This is a genomic window from Mycobacterium sp. MAC_080597_8934, from assembly GCF_000523975.1.
GTDB lineage: Bacteria > Actinomycetota > Actinomycetes > Mycobacteriales > Mycobacteriaceae > Mycobacterium > Mycobacterium avium.
In genome coordinates this window covers 98,225-116,440 of the sequence record NZ_JAOS01000006.1, presented here as the reverse complement: position 1 = coordinate 116,440, position 18,216 = coordinate 98,225, and the positions used below count along the sequence as shown (strand labels likewise).

Below are 18,216 nucleotides of genomic sequence, written 5' to 3'. Positions count from 1 at the left end.
AGCAAATTACGGTGCGGATCCGGTCCAGCGCCCATCGCTGCCTCGAGGAGGCGCCCGATGACGAAGAATTCCGACCATCGTTGCTACGACGAACTGTTCATCGGCGGGCAGTGGCGAAAGCCGGCCAATCCGCAGCAGCTCGACGTGATCTCGCCGCACTCCGAGCAGCCGATAGGCCATGCCCAGGCGGCCGGTCCCGAGGACGTCGACGCCGCCGTCGCCGCCGCGCGCCGGGCCTTCGATCACGGCCCATGGCCGCGGATGAGCCATGCCGAGCGGATGGCCAAGGTCGAACAGCTCGCCACGATCTACGCCGCGCACATGGACGAGATGGCCGACCTGATCACCGACGAGATGGGGTCGCCGCGCAGCTTCAGCCGGATGGGTCAGGGAGCGGCCGCCGCGACGCTGATCCACCTCACGCTGGCCGCCGCCCGGGACTTTCCCTGGACCGAACGCCGCCAGGGCGTGCTCGGCGAGGTGCACCTGCACCGGGCCCCGGTCGGGGTGGTGGGCGCGATCGTGCCGTGGAACGTGCCGCAGTTCCTGATCATGCCCAAACTGATCCCGGCGCTCATCGCGGGGTGCACGGTGATCGTGAAACCAGCACCCGAAACCCCTTTGGACGCTTTGTGGTTGGCCGAGATGATCGAGCAGCTGGAGCTGCCGCCGGGTGTGGTGTCGGTGCTTCCCGGCGGCACCGACGTGGGCGAGGCGCTGGTGCGCCACCCGGGAGTGGACAAGGTCGCGTTCACCGGCTCGAGTGCCGTGGGGCGCCGGATCGCCGCCCTGTGCGGGGAGCGGCTCAAGCGGGTGAGCCTCGAGTTGGGCGGCAAGTCGGCGGCGATCATCCTCGACGACGCCGACATCGACAAGACCGTCGCCGGCCTGAAGAGTGCGGGGCTGATGAACAACGGGCAGGCCTGCGTCGCCCAGACCCGCATCCTGGTCAGCGACCGCAAGCACGACGAGGTCGTCGACGCCCTGGCCGCCATGATGGCGGAGCTGAATGTCGGCGATCCGGCCGACGAGTCGACGGACATCGGACCGCTTGTCGCCCAACGCCAACAGCGCCGGGTCCAGGAGTACATCAAGTCCGGCCGCAGTGAGGGGGCCCGCATGGTGCTCGGCGGCGAGGACAGCCCGGCCGGGCGCGGCTGGTATGTGCGGCCGACGCTGTTCGCCGACGCCACCAACGACATGCGTATCGCCCGGGAGGAGATTTTCGGCCCGGTGTTGACGGTGTTGCGTTACCGCGACGAGGACGACGCCATCCGCATCGCCAACGAAACCGATTACGGCCTGGCCGGTTCGGTGTGGACGGCCGACGTCGCCCACGGCCTCGAGGTCGCCGCCGCGGTTCGCACCGGCACGTACGGCATCAACATGTACACCCTGGACATCGGGGCCCCGTTCGGCGGATTCAAGCAATCCGGCATCGGGCGGGAGTTCGGTCCCGAGGGGCTACACGAGTACGTCGAGCTTCAGACGCTCGTGTGCAAGGGGCAGCTGCCGCCGCTGTGAATTAGCGCCGAGCGTGCAACCACTGCGAAAATTCGGCGGATTTTTCGCAACCACTGCACGCTCGGCGCGTCAGGGCAGCTGCACGGTCAGCTCGACCGGGCAGCACAGCGCGCCATGCTGATTGGTCACTTCGATCTCGATGTCGACCAGGCATCTCGGCGGATCCACCGAGGTGTCGCGGCGCTTGGCGACCGCCCGGCCGCGCCCGATCATGGTGTCGCCGGCATATATCGGCCCGGCCAGCCGCATCGCGCGGCGCACCACCCGGCTGCGTGGGCCCGCCCACTCGGTGGCGACCCGGTCGGCGAAGCCGGCCAGGTGCATCGTGTTGACATAGATCGTCGGATTGCCTTGAGCCCGAGCGTAATCCGGATCGAAATGGCCGGGGAAATAGTCCCACGTCGCTCCGGCGTTTTCCACCACCCGCTGGTAGCTGATGTGGTCGACCACTTCCGGCAGCTCGGCGGGGACGCTGAGCCGGCTCCAGTCCACGCCCGCACCGGTCACGACGACGGCCCCGGGGTGAAGCGGAACAACGTGTTCCGCGAGGTGGCGACCACCGTGCCGTCCTGGCGCCGATAGGTCTCCAGCGTCTCGACGAAGTGGCCGACGCCCAGCCGGGTCCGCTTCTCCGGTGACACCGACACCAGCTCGTCGACCACGGTCAGCACGTCGCCCTCGACGATGGGGTGGGGGAACTCGACCTCGTTGGCCGCGTTGATGAACGTGGTGCCCGGCAGCGGCACCCGCAGGGCGATCAATGAGGCGGATGGCCGGCCGTCGGGCTGCCAGGGCGGTGCAATCAGCCAGCCCATCAACAGCGCCGGCGGCGCCAGCAGCCCTCCCCAATGGCGTTGGGCGAACGCGGAATCCCAGTACGAGCGGTTGCCGTCGCGGACCATCGCGGCGAACAGCTGGATGCGCGCGGCGCTGACCGCCGTGCCCGCGGTGCGGGGTTGGCCCTTCGCGCCGACCATGCGCAGCGCGTCTTCATAGGTCCCGAAGGCCAGCCGCCGGCCGAAGTCCTGATCCACGTGCCGGCGCCGCTCACATGACGAGCGGGTGCCGACTCGGTACCGAATCCCACTGCAAGGCACGGGAAGTGAAATACCAGCCGCCCCGCTCGTAGATCAGCTCGTCGCGGAACACCCCGGTGGCCCGCAGCGCCGCGTCACCGAACATGGCCGCGAACAACACGGCGACGCACTGCTGCGTCGCGGTCACCCCGTCGACGTGGATCTCGTGATCGACGGTGACCAGGCGCTGGTCGTCGCCGCCGTCGAACGCGGCGCGCAGATCGGTGAACGCCTCTCCGTCGCGGGTGTAGCTCGCGCCGGAGTGGCGGAAGGTGGCGATCCAGCCATCGCGGTCGCCGTCCGAATAGGCCCGATCGTGCCGGGCGTTCAGGTTCAGGATGGCGGCTCGGCTCGTCGCGGCCTGAAGAAACTGTTCTTGTTGATAGGTCAGGGACATCTGCTTGTGAACCCTCTCCGGGAAACCCGACGGCGAACTGCGCGGTTGACGCTAACTCTACTTAGCGCCGGACGACATAGCCATGCTTCTCCCGATCCCAGACGTTCGTCGTTAATCCTCGGGCGCGCAACAAATCTTTACGTATTCGGCCGATGGCGTTCTTCGGGAGTTCAGGCACCGTTTCCACATATCTCGGCACACAGAAGTACGGCATCCGGTCCGCGCAGAAGTCGAGCAACTCCGCGCAATCCAGGGTGGCGCCCGGCCGCAGGGTCACGACCACCAACACGTCGTCCTCGCCCAGTTCGCCGGGCACGCCGACGGCGGCGGCCTCGGCCACCGCGGGGTGACCCATGACCACCGTCTCCACCTCGACCGAGGAGATGTTCTCGCCGCGCCGGCGCAACGCGTCTTTGATGCGGTCCACGTATGTCAGGTTCTGGTCGCGATCCAGCCGACCGAGATCGCCGGTGCGAAACCATTCCGGGTGCGGCCGCACCGCCAGGTCGTCGCCGATGTACCCCTCGCTCATGACGTGCGGATGTCTGGGGCGACAAGCGATCTCACCCACCGTGTCGGGAGGCAGTGAATTCCCGTGCGCGTCGAGGATTCGCACCTCGAAATCGGGATTCGGCCGGCCCGAGGTGCCCGGGATGCCGGCGTCGGCCAGCGCCTTGACGGCGATCGGAAACGCCTCGGTCATCCCGTACATCGTGACAATGCGGCAGCCGTAACGCTTTTCGATGTCGCGGTAGGACCTCGCATCGATCGGCGCGGCGGAGATGAACCGCAAGGGCAGCCGCGCGTCGCCCGGATCGGCAGGCAGGTTCTGCAGCATCGACACCATCGCCCCGGCTCCGGCGAATCCGACGGCGCCGTGCGCGCGGATGTCGTCCCACACCTCGCGGGGATGAAAAGCCGCCGCCAGCACCGTGGTTGCGCCGACCAGCATGGGTGCCAGCACGCTGGGCGCCGCGCTGAGATGAAACAACGGCATCGCCGTCCACAGCACCTCGCCCTGGCGGAACTCCCAGGCCGCCGCGACGGTCGCCGCGACCGAGAACAGGTAGTGCCAGGTGGTGGCGACCGCCTTGGACGGGCCGGTGGTGCCCGAGGTGTAGAACAAGCAGCCCAGCTCGCCCGCGTCCCCGCGGTCCTCGGCCGGTGCGCGGTCGGCGGCTCGACTCAGCGTCGCCGTCAGCGAATCCCCTTGCACCACAATGCGTGCGGGGCCCTCGAGCGCGGCGGCCGCTCGTTCGGCACGGGACCGATGTTCGGGGTCGGTGAAGATCACCGCGGGCCGGCACAGCCGCAGGGCGTGCAGCAGGAAATCGCCCTTGTGCGCGGCGTTGATCGCCGCGCTGACCGCCCCGATCCGCGCCGCGCCCAGCCAGAAGTAGACCCACTCGGGGCAGGTGCCGGAGAACAGCGCCACCCGGTCGCCGCGCCCAACACCCAAGTCGCTCAACATGTTCGCCGCCGCGCAGGACCGCTGCCGCATCTGCGCGAAGGTCACATCGACACCGGCGATCGACATCATCACCCGGTCCGGATGCTGCTCGGCGCGCCGATCCAGCACGGCGGGCACGGTGAAACGGTCCACGCCGAAGTCGGCCGGTGCCCGCATCAGGCCTTCGCGGCTGCCGGGTCGGGCTCGCCGTCGGCGGTGTAACCGAAATCGGTCGGGGCGGGTTGGGGTCCCGGGTAGAACCGGTGCGCCCAACGGCGAAGCGCCGCATAGTCGTGCGCCTCTTCCGGCGCCAGATTCGGCTTCTCCAGGTACTTCATGTTCTCCCACGTGAAGAAGTCCTGCTTGATGACTTCCTTCTGAAGCGCCAGGAACCGGGCGGCACGTCCGGTGGGCACGTCACCGGTGTCGCCCGGTTCACGCACGGACGCCTGGGTGTAGAAGTAGTCGGTGTAGTCCTCGTCGACCGGCGTCTGACCGGTGACCTGGACGGTGGCCACCAGCTCGCTGGGGAAGCGCACCACGCCCAGGCCCAGCGAGTAGTTGTCGTAGATGATCTTGGCGTCGACCGGCCCGTTCGGCGTCAGCCAGGTCTGCGCCCGGCCCCCGCCGAAATGCGCGTTGACCGTCGCGTGCAGGTGGTAGCCGGACACCTCGAACGACGCGGTGGTGGCCGGATTGGCCGCCTTGTGCACGTACTGGACGTGGTAGGGGTCGGCGGCGTTCTCGATGATCATCTGCGGGTGCACCTTGACCCGGTTGACCATCTGGGTGTGCGGATGCAGCGGGTAGTACTCGCCGGTTTCCAGCTCCGGCAGCACCGGCGGCTGCCAGTACGGGGCCCGGCCGTGCCGCTCGTGCCAGGCCAGCACGAAGCCGTACCACTCCATGCTCGGGTAGGTGCGGATGCGGACGTTGTTCTTGCAGCCGATCTTGCTGTAGGGAATCAGCGCGTTGCTGCCGTCGCCGCGCCACTGCCACCCGTGCCAGGGGCAGACGATGTTCTCGCCCTCCACGGTGCCGCCGACGCCGAGGTTGGCGCCCAAATGCTGACAGTAGGCGTCCATCACGTGCACCCGCCCCGACGCGGTGCGGAACAGCACCAACTCCTCGCCGAAGTAGTGCGCGCGCTTGACCTGGCCGGGGGCCAGGTCGGATCCGAACGCCACGATGAACCAGCCCGTCGGGAACCGGTAGGTCGACAATGCGATGCCGGCCTGCCCGAACTCCCGCTCCGAAGGATCCTCGGCCGAATCGGGGGCCGAATCCGAAACTGTACGCGCCACTTGCACTCCGTATCCCGTCCGGACCAAAGGCTAGCCGGGCGCCGCCCGGCGCTCACCGCGGTTCGACGACCAGGTCTATTTTTACTATTTTAAGCATTGAACGTCAACGCGGCCACCGCCGCGTGCGGCGACGATCCGGCAGAACGGGGTTTGGCGATGACGACGGCAGCGGTCGACCTTTCGGATTTCTCCTTGTGGTGCAACGGCTTTCCCGACGAGCTCTTCACCGAGCTGCGCCGCACCCGGCCGCTTTTTCACCACGACCTCACCCCGGGCGTGGCGGCGACCGTGCACCGGGATTTCTGGGTGGCGACCAAGCACCGGCACGCGGTCCGCCTGCACCGCGACACCGAGTCGTTCACCGCGGCCGACGGCCCGCTCATCCAGCCGGTCGCCATGTTCTCGTCGTCGCCGACGATCATCACCATGGACCCGCCGGAGCTGAACAAGCGCCGCAAGCTCATCTCGAACGCGTTCAATCCGCGGGCGATCGCCAAGCTGGAGGACGGCATCCGGGCGCGTGCGGCGCGGATGATCGACAACCTGCTCGCCCACGGCGGCGGCGACTGGATCGAGGACGTCGCCGACGCGTTGCCGATGACGGTGATCGGCGACATCCTTGGCATCCCCGAGCGGGACCGACCGCGAATCTTCGACCTGTTCGACCGCATCCTCAAGGCGCTGGCACCCGAGGCGCACCCGCGCGGCGGGGTGGAGCTCGAGCTGTTCGCCTCGGTCTTCGACTATGCAATGCAGCTGACCGCCGACAAGCGGCGCAACCCCACCGGCGACATCTGGAGCACGCTCGCGACCGCGGTGATCACCGGGGAAGACGGCGAGGAATTCCGGCTGCCCGCCAATGAACTCGAATTCTTCTTCTTCGTCCTGGCTTTCGCCGGCAGCGACACCACCAAGAACGCCCTGGCCATCGGGCTGCAGGCGTTTCTGGCCAACCCCGGGCAGGTCGAGCGCTATCGCGCCGACGAGGCGCTGCGGCCGACGGCCATCGAGGAGGTGTTGCGCTGGGCGTCGCCGGTGGCGTACTGGACCCGCACCGCCAAGGTCGACGTCGAGATGGACGGCCAACGCATCGCCAAGGGCGAACGGGTGGTCTCGATGCTGCGGTCGGCCAACCGCGACGAGGAGGTCTTCGACGCCCCGTTCACGTTCGACATCGGCCGTCAGCCCAACCCGCACGTGGCGTTCGGCGGCGGCGGGCCGCACCACTGCCTGGGCGCCATGCTCGCACGCGCCGAGCTTCGCGCGGTGTTCGACGAGCTGTTGCTGCGCTGCGACGACATCGAGATCGGTCCGGCCAAGGCCGCCTATCCGAACCTGATCACCAACATGTCGATCTACGACGAGATGCCGATCTCGCTGCGGCGGCGATAGGTCAGTCGATCAGCCGCAACGCGGCCTTGGGACACTGGTCCACCGCGGCGCGCACGTCGATTTCCAGCCGCGGCGGCACCGGCCCGTCGGCGATCTGCACCACGTCGGCGTCCCCCAACTCGAACACGTCGGGCGCGAGCGATTCGCAGAAGCCGTTGGCCTCACAAAGGTTTTCGTCGACCGTCACGCGCATCAGCTACCCTCCACTTCTCTCAGAGGCCCTTGGGTCGGGTCCCGATCACCCCGCCGGCCGCGAGGTGGGTCAGTTCTTCGTCGGTCAGCCCGCACCGATCGCGCAGGATCTCTTCATTGTGCTCGCCCAGCTTCGGCGGGGGCCGCAGCAGCCACTTGTCCTGGCCGGTGAGCAGCGCGAAGGGCGGGCACGGATACAGGCCCACCCCGGTGCTGGGATGGTGCAGCGCTTCGAAGAACCCGCGCGCGAGCAGTTGCGGGTTGTCGGTGACCAGTGACGGCGACACCACCGGCGCGGCGGGAATGCCCGCGCCGGCCAGCAGCTCCACCGTCGAGTCGAGGTCCTGCCGGCCGAACCACTGCGCCAGCCGGGCGTCGATGTCGTCGGCGCGTTGCCGGCGCCCGTCCACGGTAGCCAGATCCGGATCCGCACACCACGCGGGCCGATCCATCACGTCCACCAGCGCCCGCCACTGCGCGTCGTCGCCGACGCTGACCGCGATCCAATCGTCTTTGCCCCGTTCGGCTCCGGCGCAGCGATAGATGTTCTGGATCGCCGCGCCGTGCCCGCGGTTGCCCCGGCGGCTCAGCGTGACGCCGAAGACTTCGGCCTCGATGGCCTGGATCGCGGTGGCGTTGAGCACCGTTTCGAGCATCGGCAGCTCGACCAGTTGTCCGGTGCCGGTGCGTTCGGCGAAATTGAGCGCCGCCAGCACGGCGAACGCGGCGTGCACACCGGCCAGCGGGTCGCACGCTCCGCGCGGTGTCACCGGCGGCCCCTCGGGCAGCCCGGTGATCCAGGCCAGGCCGGCGATCTGTTCCATGGTGGGAGCGAACCCGACCCGGTCCCGCCAGGGGCCCTCGACGCCGAACGCGGGCATCCGGGCGAACACCAGCCGGGGGTTGATGTCGAGCAGCACGTCGGCGGTCAGCCCGAACTGGTCCATCACCCGCGGCGAGAAGTTTTCGATCACCACGTCGGCGTCGGCGACCAGCCGGGTGAACAAACCGCGGCCTTGCTCGGAGCCCAAATCCAGTGTGACCGAACGCTTGTTGGTGTTCATCGCGTGGAACACCCAGCCGTACTCCCACCAGTCGTCCACATCGGTGCGCATGCCACCGGAGTACCGGATGCCGTCGGGGCGCTGGATCGATTCGATCTTGACCACGTCGGCGCCGAACGCGGCCAGCAGATGTGTTGCCGACGGCCCTGCCCAAAACGCGGTGAGGTCGACGATGCGCACCCCGGCCAGCGGCAGCGGCGGCAGCGTCGGGTCCGGAGCGGAACCGGAATCGTCTCGGCGCCAAGGTAATTCACGGTCTGCCTCGCCAACGGCGGGGGTGTCCCCGACGGGCGCGGGCGCACACGCCGACATCAGCCACGGCGGGCGGGGCTGGTGGAAACCCGCGGGATTCTCGACGAACACGTCGCGCTCGCGCACGTATTCCAGATCCCGGATGGTGGAACCGTTACCCAGCGCGGCGATCGGCAGCCGGAAAAGCTGCCCCAATTCCACGATTTCGGCGACGGTGCGTTCGGCCAACCAGGGATGGATCAGTTCGCGGATCAGGTCGCGGTATTGCCACCGGCCGATCTGGAACCGCAACTGTTCGATCTCCTCCAATTGCGGGCATTCGACCATCGCGGCGAAGTCGAGCCACTGCTGACCGGTGACCATGGTGATCCCGACGTAGCCGTCCTTGGCGGGTTCGATCGACGGGACTTCGGTGGTGCGACGGATCGGCGGGACGCGCAGCAGCTGCGAATGCAGCCATTCGCTGCTCTGCATCGCGGTCAACGCCTCCAGCATGGACAGGTCGAGGTGTTCGCCGGGGCCGCCGCGCTCGACGCGGCGGCGCAGCGCCAGCACGCCGAACGCGGCGAACACACCGCCCATGTACTCGCCCAGATCGCCCCCGATGGCGATCGGCGGCCCGGCCGGGTCGCCGCGGAACCCCGGCGAGCCCGCCCACGCCTGCAGCGTGAACTCGGTGGCGGCCCGCTGCGCGAAGGGGCCGGTCCAGCCGAAGTCGGAGATGGTGACGACGATGGCGCGCGGCGACTGCCGCAGCAGTCGGGACGGGTCGATGCCCAGCGCCGCGGCCCGCGACGGGCCGGCGGTGACGACGATGACGTCGGCGCCGGCCAGTTCGGCGCGAAACCGCGCCGCGTCGTCGCCGCCGGAGCCGAACGTCACGCTGCGTTTGCCCGCGTTGAGGTAGCTGAAAAACGGCGCGTCGGCGCCGGGGGCGACGGGCGAACCGCTCGCCGAATACCGGCGCAGCCAATCCCCTTGCGGCGGTTCGATTTTGCGCACCTGCGCGCCGGCGTCGAGCAGCAGCTTGCCGCAGTAGCTGCCGGCTATCCGGTCGCTGATCTCGACGACACGCAAATCCCGTAGCGGTGTCGGCCGGCTGTCGGACCGCTCGCTCAAGTGCACCCGCCCTTCCGATCGTCGCGCGATCAGGGAAGCTATTTATATCATTACTGTTAAAATAGCTAAGCCAGCGAGTTGCTGTTCGTTTCGAGGATCGGATGACCGCCTTGGGAATTGGCCCCGACGCCCGGCGCCGGTTGTCGGCGCCGCGGATCGCCGAAATCGTAGCCGACGAGCTGCGCCGTCAGATCATCAGCGGCGAGCTGGCCGACGGCGATTTGTTGCCGCGCCAGGAGGTCCTGGTCGAGCAATTCAACGTGAGCCTGGTGTCGCTGCGCGAGGCGTTGCGGATTTTGGAGACCGAGGGCCTGGTTTCGGTGCGACGGGGCAACCGCGGCGGCGCCGTCGTGCATGCCCCGGCGAAGACCAGCGCCGCCTACATGCTGGGCCTGCTGCTGCAGAGTGAATCCGTGGCGGTGGCCGACCTGGGTATGGCGCTGCAGGAACTGGAGCCCGCCTGCGCCGCGTTGGCCGCGCGGCGACCCGACCGGGCGGACACGCTGGTGCCCGAGCTGACGAAGATCAACGAGTCGATGGCCACCCACCTCGACGACGGCCGGCTGTTCACCGAAATCGGCCGCCAATTCCACGATCTCGTGGTCCGCGGCTGCGGAAACCACACCATCATCGCGGTGGTCGGCAGCCTGGAGACGCTGTGGACCAGTCACGAACGGCAGTGGGCCGACGAGAGCTCCTCCCGCGGCACCTACCCCTCGCTCGCGCAGCGCCGCGCGGTGCTCAACACCCACGTCAAGCTGACCGAGACCATCGCCGAGGGCAACGTCGACCGCGCCCGCCGGATCGCCGGCCGACATCTGGCCGACACCCAGACCTACGTGCTCTCCGGTCAGCCCGATCAACGGATTCACGCGTTCTCCCCGCAGGCGCTGGCGCGGCCGCGGGACCTCCGGCGCTCCTGAAGGGCGGCCTGCGATCCTCATGCGAACCGCATTGGTCACCGGTGGCAGCGGCGGGATCGGTAAGGGGTGCGCTCGCAAGCTGGTCGAACGCGGCTACGACGTGTTGCTGTGCGCCCGCCGCGAAGCCCCGTTGCGCGCGGCGGCCGAGGAGATCGGTGCCCGCTACATGGTGGCCGATGCCTCCGATCCGATCGGATTCCCCGCTGCCCTAAGCACATTGGAGACGGTCGACCTCGTCGTCCACGCGGCGGGCGCGCTGGGCGGAACCTACGCGCGCAAGCAGACCTTCGAGCAGTGGCGGGCCATCATCTCGGCCAACCTGGATTCGTGCTTTGTGGTGACCTCGGCGGTGCTGCCCAAGATGAAAGCCGGCTCCCGGCTGGTGTTCATCTCGTCCTCGGCGGCGCACGAACCGATGCCGGCCCGCACCGCCTACTCCGCGTCGAAGGCCGGCATGAATGCGTTCGCGCGGGCGCTGGCGCTCGAGGTCGACCGCGACGGGATCAGCGTGCACCTCGTCACGCCGGGCCCGGTGGCCACCGAGATGCTGCAGGACGTGCCGTTCGAGATGTATGCGATCGCGGTGTCCGACGTCGCCGAGGCGGTCGTCTTTCTGGACACCGTCGACCCGTCGGTCGATCTGCCCGAGATCCGGTTGTCCGCCGTCCAGCGCGGCCCGTTCGCCCGCCCGCCGGTGGTGCCCACCGAGGCCCGCCGCCGCGCCCAACGGGGTTGACGCTCACCGGGCCGGAAAGGCCGTGATCACCGATTCGCCGAACTCGCGCAGCGAATCCGGGGCGGCGAAGTCGGCGAACCACACGTAGAACCGCTCGACGCGTTGGGCGGCCAGGCCGCTGAAGTGCCCGATGAGTTCGTCGGCGTCCCCGCAGACCAAACCGGACCCCAAGTTGCCGAAGCGCCGGGTGCTCACCTCGCGCACCTTTTCGGGATCCTGGCCGGCACGGACGAAGCCCACCATCTGCTGAATGGACAGCCGGGCGCTGCCCGCGGCCGGCGCCAGCGCCGGCAACTTGTCGAGCTTGTTGGCCGGCAGATTCCACCAATCCGCATGAGTGCGAACAAGTTCCATCATCCGCGGGCCGCTTCCGCCCAGCACCAGCGGTATCGGATGCGAGCGTCGCGGGGCCTGCGCCTCGCCGCGCCCGTCGTCGCCCCAGTACCGCTTGATGAGTTCGAGGTGCCGCGCGAGCTGGGCCACCCTGGCCTTCGGATCCTGCTGGCCGACATCGAATCTGGCGAATTCGGCCGGCCAGGATCCGGCGCCCAGGCCCAACTCGAATCTGCCCTCCGACGCCTCGGACAGCGTGACCGCCTGTTTGGCCAGCACCGCGGGATGCCGGAACGCGTCGCACAGCACCAGGTGGCCGATCCGCAGCCGCTCGGTCTTGGCCGCCACCCAGGTGGCGATGCCCATTGCCTCCCAGATGTTTTCGTCCCGAAGTCCGGGCGCTTCCAGGTGATCGATGAAGACGATGCCGTCGAAACCACTGGCCTCGGCGCGGCGCGCCCGTTCCGCGATGTCGGCGGCCGACAACCGGACCTGGGGCAGGAACAGATACCACTCGACCATGCGCGCCACCTCAAGCGTGAGATTCGGTGCGATTGCACCCGCCCGGCTAGTTTATTATTTTTACTATGTTAGAGGTCTTATGGATGTCGGACTGAACTCGGAGCAGTTGTCGCTGCGCGACGCCGTGCGCGACATATTACGGACGGAATGTCCGCCCGACGCCGCCCGGCAAGCGATCACCGATCCGGAGCGCTGGCGCGCCCTGTGGAAGACGGTCGTCGACCTGGGCTGGACCGAGCTGGCCGCCGCGAACACCGGCGACTACGGACCGATGGAACTGGTCGTGGTTCTCGAGGAGTGTGGTGCCGCCATCGCGCCGATCCCGTTGTTGTGCAGCGTCGGTCTGGCCGCCGGGCTGTTGCGCGGCAGCGGCCTCGACGCTGTCCTGGCCGACATCGCCGGCGGCGCCGTCGCCACCGTGGCCGTCCACGCCGAAAAGTCCCGGCTGCCCGGGGCGCCGATGACGCTGCGCCAGGGGCGGCTGCGCGGTCGCGCGGTCGCGGTGCCCAACCTGGCCCGCGCGGAGCTTCTCGTCACGCTGGCCCGAACCGACGACGGCGGCACGGTGGCCGCGGTCGCCCGGTGCGGCGACGGGGTCACCGCGCTGCCCGCGGCCGAGTGCACCGATCCCGCCCAGCCGTTGGCCTGGGTGGAGATCGACGCCGAGCCGGTCGCGGTGGCGCCGGTCGACCTCGAGTCGGCGCTGCCGGCGCCGTGGGTGGCGTGCGCCGCCGACCTGGTGGGGGTGGCCGGCGCGGCGCTGCGCCGCTCCGTCGAGCACGCCAAGACGCGCCGCCAATTCGGCAAGCCGATCGGCGCGTTCCAGGGCGTCAAACATGCGCTGGCCGACAACTACGTCAGCGTGGAACGCGCCCGCAGCCTTACCTACGCCGCGGCGGCCCGGCTCGCCGATCCCGGCACGGCGCCCGGCGATGCGTGGACCGCCGCGGCCCTGGCCAAGGCGGCGGCCGGTGAGGCGGCCACCGGTTGCGCGCGCACCGCGGTCCAGGTGCACGGCGCGCTCGGGCAGACCTGGGAGCACGACGCGCATCTCTATGTCCGGCACGCCTGGCAGACCGCCGCCCTGCTGGGCGACAGCCGCGCGCTCTACCACGAGGTGGGCCGCCGGTTCTGCGGAGGCGCGGCGTGACGAGCGGGGTAAGCACTCGATCCGAGGTGGTCGCCGAGTTCGCGGCCTGGCTGGCGGCGTTCCTGCCGAATGACTATTACGAGAACTACCGGCGGTACCGCTGGGACCTCACGCTGCGCCGCGATTACCAGCGGGCCGCGTTCGAGGCCGGGTGGATCCAGCCGACCTGGCCGCGCGAGCACGGCGGCCGGTCGCTGGGCCTGCGCGACGCGATGGAGGTCCGGCTGGAGGCGGCCCTGCGCTCGGCGCCCAAGCTGCCCAACATCGCCGGCCCCAACGTCGCCGCCCCCGGCATCCGCCAGTTCGGCACGCCCGCCCAGATCGAGCGGCTGCTGGTGCCGCTGCTGCGCGGTGACGAGTGGTGGGCGCTGGGCATGTCCGAACCGGAAGCCGGCTCGGACTTCGCCGGTCTGCGCACCCGCGCCGTGCGGGACGGCGACGTGTTCCGGGTCAACGGCCACAAGATCTGGACCACCCAGGCTCACGAGTCGCGCTGGTGCACGCTGTATGCCCGCACCGATCCCGAGGCGCCCAAGCACCGCGGCATCTCCTGCCTCATCCTGGATCTGCATTCGCCCGGGGTGCGGATCGAACCCATCCGGATGGCGTCGATCTCCGACGAAACATTCTGCGAGGTGTTCCTCGACGACGTCGAGGTGCCGACGGAAAACCTGTTGGGGCCGCTGCACGGCGGCTGGGACGTCGCGCTGTCGTCGCTGCACCATGAACGCCAGATGATCTGGATCATGAACTGGGTCGAGATCAACCGCGGACTCGACGCGGTGCGAACCGCCAACGGCGCGGGGCCGGGCCACGACATCCACACCGAGCTCGGTTCCCTGCTGGCCGACGCCGAAGCCCTGCGCGCCACCGGGTATCGGGCCCTGGCCAACGAACTCGCGGGCCGGCCCAGCCCCGAAGCCGACACCATGAAGCTGCTGGGATCGCTTACCCTGCAACGTGTTTGGGAACTCGCGGCGGCCGCCGCGGGCCCCGATTCGGCCACCGACCCCGATCTGCTGTTCGAACGTCAGGACGCGCTGGCCGCGACCATCTACGGCGGAACGTCGGAGGTGCAGCGCAACATCATCGCCGAGCGGCTGCTCGGGCTGCCGAAGGGATGACGACCATGGACTACGACCTCGGCGACGACGCCGCCCAACTGCGAAGCCACCTGCGCGAGCTGGTCGCCAACCACATTCCCGCCGACTTCCTGGGCGCCTGCACGGAGAACCCGCAGGACCTCGCCACCACCGAGACGTTCTGCAAACTGCTGGCCGCCGAGGGGCTGCTGGCGCTTGCGTGGCCGAAAGAGCATGGCGGCGGCGGTGGTTCGGTCTGGCAGCAGACCGTGCTGCGCGAGGAGATGTGGGCCCAGCACGAGCCGCGCGGCCCGCAGTACATGGGCATCAACTGGGTCGGGCCGGCCCTGATGCGGTACGGCACCGAGGAACAGAAGACCAAGCACCTGGCGGCCATCGCCGCCGGCGACGTGATCTGGTGCCAGGGATTCTCCGAGCCGGAGGCCGGCACCGATCTGGTGTCGTTGCGCACCCGCGCCGTCGCCGACGGTGACGGTTGGCGGATCACCGGCCAGAAGGTGTGGACGTCGTACGCGCTGATGGCATCGTGGTGCGTGCTGGCGGCCTGCACCGACCCCGACGCGCCAAAACACAAGCGGCTCACGCTTTTTCTGATACCGATGGACCGGCCCGGGTTCACCGTCCGGCCGATCCCGTCCATGCTGGGGCCGCATCACCTCAACGAGATGTTCCTCGACGACGTCCCGGCGTATCCCGGCGACGTGCTGGGCGAGGTCGGCGACGGGTGGCGGGTGATGCGCGAGGCGCTGGCCTACGAACGGGTGGGGATCGCGCGCTACGCGCGCTGCGAGTCACTGCTGGAGCGGATGCGCGGCCGGCTCGGTGACGAGTGGGAGCAACTGCCCGAATCGATCCGGGCCCGCTGGGTGCGCGCGCTCGTCGACCTGCGGGTCGCCCGGCTGCTGGCCTATCGCGCCGTGTCGCTGCAGGACGACCCGGCCGCCGGGGCAGCGGCCAGCGCCGCCCGCATCGCCACCACCACGTGCGATCAGCAGGTCGCCGAGCTGTTGTTCGACGTGCTGGGCCCGACCGCGCTGGATGCCGGGTCCGGCGCGCCGCTGCACGGGGCCATCGAAGATCATTGGCGTTACGCACAGGCAGCCACCGTCGCATCGGGCACCATCGAGGTGCAGAAGATGTTGGTGGCCCGAGACGTACTGGGAGGGCACCGGTGAAAACCGATCTGCCGCAAGATATCAGCGACTTCGCCACGGTCGCCGCCAAACGGTTCACCCGATTGGGCGGGCCGCCGGCGGCGCTGCGCGCCGAGACCGACGACACCGTGCGAGAGGCGGCCCGCACCGCGCTGGCCGAGGTGGGCGCCTTCGATCTCGACGTGCGCACGGCGCCCGACGATCTGCTGGCCGCCGCGGTGCTGTGCCAGGCCGCGGGGGCCGCCGCGCTGCCCTACCCGCTGGTCGAGGAGCTGCTGGCGATCGACGGCGCGCGACTGACCCTGGTGAACCCCGCCGCCCCCCGCATCGACCACGGCGACCTGGCCGGCGACTGGATCGCCGCCGACATCGACGGCAATCGCTACCGTCCGCGGCCGGGATCGCGGACGGGCGCCAAACTCGGCCCCTTCCTGGTGCCGGCCACCGTGAGCGCCCCGGAGGGGACCGTGCCCGGCGCCGACGTCAATCTGCACCTGGTGCTGGGGGCGTGGCGCATCCTGGGCGCGGTGCAACAGTCGCTGCGCATTGTCACCGACCACGTGCAGGCCCGCATCCAGTTCGGCAAGCCGCTGGCGGACTTTCAGGCCGTCAGGTTCGCCGTCGCCGATGCCGCCGTCATGGTCCGCGGCCTGCACGAACTCGCGAAGTACACCATCTGTCGACCGGAATCGCTGCCGGCGCAAGTCCATTCGGCCGACGCGCTGGTGCTTCGGCTCAAGGCCGCCGACACCGCGCGGCAGGTCATGCGCACCTCCCACCAGTTGCTCGGAGCGTTGGGATTCTGCGACGAGTCCGACGTCAGCGTGCTCGACCGGCACACCCAGCCGCTGATCCGGCTGCCGCTGAGCACCGAGGAACTCGCGCTGCGGCTGATCCCAAGCGTGGCCGACGGCGCCTTCGAGACGCTGTTCAGCGAGCCGGTGTCGGCATGACCGAGTCGGCTCCGGCCGAACTGGCGGCCAACCCGTTAGCCGACGGAATCCCGTTCGGCGCCAAGCTGCAACAGCTCGCCGGGCAACGCGGCGACGACACGGCGGTGACCGTCGTCGCGCTCGACGGCACCGCCACCTCGCTGACGTTCGCCGAGCTCGACGCCCGCGCCAACCAGTGGGGCCGGGCCCTGGCCGCCACCGGCGCCCAAACGGGTTCGCTTGTCGCACTTGCCATTCCCAACTCGCAGCATCTGGTGCTGGCCACGCTGGGGTGCTGGAAGATCGGCGCGGTGCCCGTGCCCATGCATTGGGATCTTCCCGAGTGGGAACGCGACCGGGTGCGCGAGGTGATCAACCCCGCCGTCGTCGTCGACGAAACGAACCGCTGGGGGCTCGAGGCGCGCGCGGCCGGCGAGTCCGAGGCCGCCCTGCCGGTCGCCGTCTCCCCCACCGCCAACGGCATCTGCAGCAGCGGTTCCACCGGGGTGCCCAAGGTGATCCTCAACCTGGCGCCCTCGCTGTGGATCCCGCAGCACGGTGAGCCGTTCCTGTCGAACTGGACGCCGGTGGCCCAGCCGCAGACCATCATGGTGCCCGCACCGATGTATCACACCAACGGCTTCGCCCCGCTGCTCATGCTGCTGGGCGGCGACCATCTGGTGATCCTCGAAAAGTTCGATGCCGCATTGGTTCTCGACGTGATCGAGCGCTTCCGGATCACCAACTTCACCGCCACACCCACCATGCTGGCCCGCATCGCAGCCCGGCCCGATGTCCGGCAGCGCGACCTGTCCAGCATCGTGTTCATTCTGCAGGGGGCCGCGGTGATGCCGCCATCGCTGCTGCACACCTGGTTCGAGCTGCTGTCCCCCGAGCAGATCGTGATGGCCTACGGCATGACCGAAAACCTGGGGCTGACCGCGCTGCGCGGCGACGAGTGGCTCGAACACCCGGGCAGCGTCGGGCGTGGTTTCCGGGACACCGAGATCCGCATCCTCGACTCCCAGCAGCGACCGCTGGGCCCCGGCGAGGACGGCGACGTGTACCTGCGGGCGCCGATGAGCGCGGGGTACCGCTACCTGGGTGGGGCGCCCCCGCTGCCGTCGACCGAGGACGGCTTCCGCTCCGCCGGGGACATCGGCCACCTCGACGAGGACGGCTACCTCTACATCGTCGACCGCCGGGTCGACATGATCATCAGCGGCGGCGCCAACGTGTTTCCGGCCGAAGTCGAGTCCGCCCTGGCCGGCCATCCCGCAATCGCCGACGTCGTCGTGATCGGGCTGGCCGACCCGCAGTGGGGACGCCGGGTGCATGCGGTGGTCCAGCGCGCCGACGGCGCGTCGCTGACCGAGCAGCAGGTGATCGACTACGCCAAGGGCCGGCTGGCCCCCTACAAGGCGCCCAAGACCGTCGAATTCGTCGACGCCATCCCGCGCACGGCGGCGACCAAGGTCAACCGCTCGGCGATGATCGCGGCCCGGGGCGGCTGACCGGCGTCGACGGGCTCCGCGGTTCCGCCGCCCAGCGCGGTAACCTCATTCTCAGAGCGCCGGCAGCGCGCGACGGAAG

Annotated in this window: 17 protein-coding genes; 9 read left to right on the top strand and 8 right to left on the bottom strand. The window is 69.4% G+C overall.

All coding sequences use genetic code 11. From position 1 onward, the window contains the following. Positions 1-57: 57 nt before the first annotated feature. Positions 58-1,524 (top strand): aldehyde dehydrogenase, encoded by a 1,467-nt coding sequence (locus NF20_RS05745; RefSeq protein WP_011724268.1) that lies wholly within the window; start codon positions 58-60, stop codon positions 1,522-1,524. Positions 1,525-1,593: 69 nt separating this feature from the next. On the opposite strand, the gene NF20_RS05740 is transcribed toward NF20_RS05745, so the two are convergent. The 5 genes from NF20_RS05740 to NF20_RS05720 form a co-directional block, all read right to left on the bottom strand. After that, positions 1,594-2,031: a MaoC family dehydratase gene (locus tag NF20_RS05740; protein ID WP_003873112.1), complete on the bottom strand. Its 438-nt coding sequence runs from the start codon at positions 2,029-2,031 to the stop codon at positions 1,594-1,596. Beyond that, positions 2,028-2,558 carry a MaoC family dehydratase gene (locus NF20_RS05735; RefSeq protein ID WP_011724266.1) on the bottom strand — a complete coding sequence of 177 codons (531 nt, stop codon included), beginning with the start codon at positions 2,556-2,558 and terminating at the stop codon, positions 2,028-2,030. Before NF20_RS05735 ends, NF20_RS05740 begins: the two co-directional genes overlap by 4 nt. A 13-nt stretch (positions 2,559-2,571) precedes the next feature. Continuing rightward, the gene (locus NF20_RS05730) at positions 2,572-2,997 is read right to left on the bottom strand and encodes a nuclear transport factor 2 family protein (protein WP_009975863.1); all 426 of its coding nucleotides are present in this window, start codon (positions 2,995-2,997) and stop codon (positions 2,572-2,574) included. Between the two features lie 61 nt (positions 2,998-3,058). Continuing rightward, complete coding sequence (locus NF20_RS05725; RefSeq protein WP_009975862.1) at positions 3,059-4,624, bottom strand: AMP-binding protein; 1,566 nt, start codon at positions 4,622-4,624, stop codon at positions 3,059-3,061. Beyond that, positions 4,624-5,751 carry an aromatic ring-hydroxylating oxygenase subunit alpha gene (locus NF20_RS05720; RefSeq protein ID WP_011724265.1) on the bottom strand — a complete coding sequence of 376 codons (1,128 nt, stop codon included), beginning with the start codon at positions 5,749-5,751 and terminating at the stop codon, positions 4,624-4,626. The genes NF20_RS05725 and NF20_RS05720 overlap by 1 nt, the downstream gene beginning before the upstream one ends. Positions 5,752-5,847: 96 nt before the next feature. Between NF20_RS05720 and NF20_RS05715 the strand changes: the two genes are divergently transcribed. Then, a complete protein-coding gene (locus NF20_RS05715; RefSeq protein ID WP_019732497.1) occupies positions 5,848-7,143 on the top strand; it encodes a cytochrome P450 in 1,296 nt (431 codons plus the stop codon). 1 nt (position 7,144) lies between these two features. Here the strand turns inward: NF20_RS05715 and NF20_RS05710 are convergent, their stop codons facing one another. Both NF20_RS05710 and NF20_RS05705 read right to left on the bottom strand, forming a co-directional pair. Next, positions 7,145-7,336, bottom strand: coding sequence for a ferredoxin (locus tag NF20_RS05710; RefSeq protein ID WP_003877411.1), 192 nt, complete (start codon positions 7,334-7,336; stop codon positions 7,145-7,147). A gap of 19 nt (positions 7,337-7,355) precedes the next feature. Beyond that, complete coding sequence (locus NF20_RS05705) at positions 7,356-9,776, bottom strand: CaiB/BaiF CoA-transferase family protein (RefSeq protein ID WP_011724263.1); 2,421 nt, start codon at positions 9,774-9,776, stop codon at positions 7,356-7,358. 95 nt (positions 9,777-9,871) lie between these two features. Between NF20_RS05705 and NF20_RS05700 the strand changes: the two genes are divergently transcribed. Together NF20_RS05700 and NF20_RS05695 are read left to right on the top strand one after the other, a co-directional pair. Continuing rightward, positions 9,872-10,693: a FadR/GntR family transcriptional regulator gene (locus NF20_RS05700; RefSeq protein WP_003873121.1), complete on the top strand. Its 822-nt coding sequence runs from the start codon at positions 9,872-9,874 to the stop codon at positions 10,691-10,693. A gap of 19 nt (positions 10,694-10,712) precedes the next feature. Then, positions 10,713-11,429 carry an SDR family oxidoreductase gene (locus NF20_RS05695; RefSeq protein WP_011724262.1) on the top strand — a complete coding sequence of 239 codons (717 nt, stop codon included), beginning with the start codon at positions 10,713-10,715 and terminating at the stop codon, positions 11,427-11,429. A 3-nt stretch (positions 11,430-11,432) separates the two neighbouring features. Here NF20_RS05695 and NF20_RS05690 read toward each other — a convergent pair whose 3' ends face one another. After that, on the bottom strand, positions 11,433-12,284 hold the full coding sequence (locus tag NF20_RS05690; protein WP_011724261.1) for an LLM class flavin-dependent oxidoreductase: 852 nt from the start codon (positions 12,282-12,284) through the stop codon (positions 11,433-11,435). A gap of 79 nt (positions 12,285-12,363) precedes the next feature. Between NF20_RS05690 and NF20_RS05685 the strand changes: the two genes are divergently transcribed. From NF20_RS05685 to NF20_RS05665, 5 genes are read left to right on the top strand one after another with little or no spacing between them, the layout of a single operon-like run. Further along, a complete protein-coding gene (locus tag NF20_RS05685) occupies positions 12,364-13,434 on the top strand; it encodes an acyl-CoA dehydrogenase family protein (RefSeq protein ID WP_011724260.1) in 1,071 nt (356 codons plus the stop codon). Positions 13,435-13,460: 26 nt separating this feature from the next. Further along, complete coding sequence (locus NF20_RS05680; RefSeq protein WP_011724259.1) at positions 13,461-14,558, top strand: acyl-CoA dehydrogenase family protein; 1,098 nt, start codon at positions 13,461-13,463, stop codon at positions 14,556-14,558. Further along, the gene (locus NF20_RS05675) at positions 14,555-15,712 is read left to right on the top strand and encodes an acyl-CoA dehydrogenase family protein (protein ID WP_019733178.1); all 1,158 of its coding nucleotides are present in this window, start codon (positions 14,555-14,557) and stop codon (positions 15,710-15,712) included. Before NF20_RS05680 ends, NF20_RS05675 begins: the two co-directional genes overlap by 4 nt. Beyond that, complete coding sequence (locus NF20_RS05670; RefSeq protein ID WP_019733179.1) at positions 15,709-16,644, top strand: acyl-CoA dehydrogenase family protein; 936 nt, start codon at positions 15,709-15,711, stop codon at positions 16,642-16,644. Before NF20_RS05675 ends, NF20_RS05670 begins: the two co-directional genes overlap by 4 nt. Beyond that, complete coding sequence (locus tag NF20_RS05665; RefSeq protein ID WP_011724256.1) at positions 16,641-18,137, top strand: class I adenylate-forming enzyme family protein; 1,497 nt, start codon at positions 16,641-16,643, stop codon at positions 18,135-18,137. The genes NF20_RS05670 and NF20_RS05665 overlap by 4 nt, the downstream gene beginning before the upstream one ends. Positions 18,138-18,216 lie beyond the last annotated feature (79 nt).